The organism is Leptolyngbya sp. FACHB-711, from assembly GCF_014695615.1.
In the GTDB taxonomy this organism is placed as follows: domain Bacteria; phylum Cyanobacteriota; class Cyanobacteriia; order Elainellales; family Elainellaceae; genus Leptolyngbya_A.
Genome location: NZ_JACJOR010000234.1, coordinates 1 through 2,500, shown reverse-complemented (window position 1 = coordinate 2,500; position 2,500 = coordinate 1). Strand labels below are relative to the sequence as shown.

Here is a 2,500-nt window from a genome sequence, read left to right as displayed (position 1 = left end):
GAGGGTCTAAAATTTTTGCGGCTGGCACACCCAAAAGCTGAAGCGTTTCTCGCTGAAAAGGCAGGTGATGACTCACCACAAATCCATCAATCTCGCTGAAATCAATGCCGCTCCGACGCAGTAAATCCAATCGCGGCAGCACATCAAACATCCAGTGAAAATACATTCCATTCGTGAGTCCTGCCAGGACTGCGATCGTCCCCTCTAGATGGCACACCGTTTGCGAAATATCTTGATTCAAAGGCTGCTGCTGATTCAAAGGCTGCTGCAAAAGAGAATGCCGATTGGGATGTTTATCAGGATGTCCGGGACTGAGCAGCGGAAATTCAGGCGATAAATCTCCAAGCAGTCTATTGTCTGCGGTTAAAATCGCACTGCTGCTTTCATCGGCATTTAACCAGAATTGTCCCTGCGGAATCTGCACCACAAACGTTTCAGGCATAGGTACGGCAGTGCCAAAGCGAAAGCTCCAGTGAACCGAACCATCCAGCGATCGAGGTGGGGTGAGCGGCAGCAAGCCAGCCGGATCGAGTGAGCTATACTCTGAGACTTCGCCCGTTCTGACTGCAGCCTGAGCCGTTTCATAGTATCCGGTGGGGCAGCAAACCAGAGGAACAGAGGCAGCAGAAGACGCAGGCACTGGCGGAGCTGGGAGGAGCGATCGAAGAGACTGGAGAATTTCGGCTTGTGGAGCCTGGATTTTTACCAGGTGAAGGAATTGGGCGCTGCGCTGGGAGCGGAGCTGTTTTGTTGGAAGCGTTGCCGCCCAGCCGCAGTATTGCTGAGCAAACCCGGAGTGCTGACAAACAGCAGCAAAAAAACAATCGATCGCGTCTTGCCACTGTCGCTCTTGCAGCAATGCTCCACCCAGATCGCCCCAGGCAGGAGCAAATCTAGGATTCAGCTCAACCGTTTGGCGAAATTGCTCAATTAGCGCAGAGTGCAACGTGGAAGGAACCCCCTCCTGCCATTGCCCCGCCTGCGACAAACAAAGTCCCAGCCTATAATGAATTTCCCACAGGTCTTCGCGTTCCGATCGCAGTTGCAGGGCATGACGATATGCCTCGATCGCGTCTGGAATCTGCCCCAACTTCTGCCAGATCTGCGCCAATTCAAGATAGGGATCAGCCCAGTCGGGTCGCGCTTGGACTGCCTGCTGCCAGAGTTCGATCGCCTCGTCGAGCCTGCCCTGTAGTGCGATCGCTCTACCCAAACCCAGATAAATGCCGCTCGGTTCAGGCGAAATCTCCAGCGCCTGAGTATAAATGCGTTCCTGTAAATCGGGCTTGCCGCTCTGTCGCTCTGCTTCCACAAACAGGATGCCAAGCAGTTGATTGATTGCCTGATCCGCCTCTTGCAGATCGATTGCAGTGATTGCCGAGATCCACGTTGCCTGAGCCTCTAGTTCAGAGCCTTGCAGCAGTTGCGCCAGCCCCAGATACCAGTAAGCCATCAGCAAACCGGAATCAATCTCAATTGCCTGAGTGCAAAGATTGATCGCCTTTGCATAGTCTTCTGTAGCAAGGGCATCCGCGGCAAGGGAAACGATCGTTTGTGGTTCAAAATCAGCCATCAGCAGTAGGAGGATGTTTGGAAAAGTAGCGAATTGCCTACACTGCCCTCTAAATTTCCCAAAGTTGGGGACTTTGAATTCCTTAAAGCGAGGTTCTCCCCAGGATGGGCTACAAAACCTCAAACCGCAGCAGAGCCGACCTGAGATCCTCTAAGGGGGCAGTTCGGCTCAGAGCGATTGTTTCTCAAACAGTCCTGATGGCTAAATCGAGCAGGTCAAATCGCCCGATCGCTTGCTGAACCGCAGATTTTCCCGATAGTCGATTGGCACGTCGATCACGGTGGGCACATTTTGTTCGAGGGCATCTTTCAGCATCGGCAGAAAATCAAGGCTCGACTCGACGCGGTAGCCTTTGAGTTCCATGCTTTCGGCGAGCTTCACAAAATCGGGATTGCCAAAGTGAACAAAAGCTGGTTCGCCAAATTGGTTAAGCTGCTTCCACTCAATCAAGCCGTAGCCGCCGTCATTAAAGATAATGGTGACAAAGGGTGTACCAACCCGCAGTGCTGTTTCTAGCTCCTGGCAGTTCATCATAAAGCCGCCGTCTCCGGTAACTGCAACAATTTTGCGCTGGGGTGCGACGAGCTTAGCAGCAATTGCGCCCGGAATTGCGATGCCCATTGCGGCGAATCCGTTGGAAATAATACAGGTATTGGGGCGATCGCAGTGATAGTGTCGCGCCATCCACATTTTATGGGCGCCCACATCGGAAATAACGATGTCTTCGGGTCCCATCACCTGCCGCAGATCGTAAATCAGCTTTTGCGGTTTAATCGGAAATCCATCATCTTTGGCATGTTCTTCGTAGTCTGCTTTGATGTCTGCCTTGAGTTCCGCCACATAGGATGCAGGCTTGCGGGAGCGATCGACCCGACGCGCAATCTCATTGAGCGAATCGCAAATATCACCCACGACCTCGGCCAGGGG

Annotated in this window: 2 protein-coding genes; both read right to left on the bottom strand. The window is 52.8% G+C overall.

All coding sequences use genetic code 11. The features are described from left to right. Positions 1 to 1,573: tetratricopeptide repeat protein (locus H6F80_RS08920; protein WP_190791224.1), on the bottom strand; the 1,573-nt coding region annotated here is incomplete at its 3' end. Positions 1,574 to 1,774: 201 nt separating this feature from the next. After that, positions 1,775 to 2,500: thiamine pyrophosphate-dependent enzyme (locus H6F80_RS08915; protein ID WP_242067243.1), on the bottom strand; the 726-nt coding region annotated here is incomplete at its 5' end.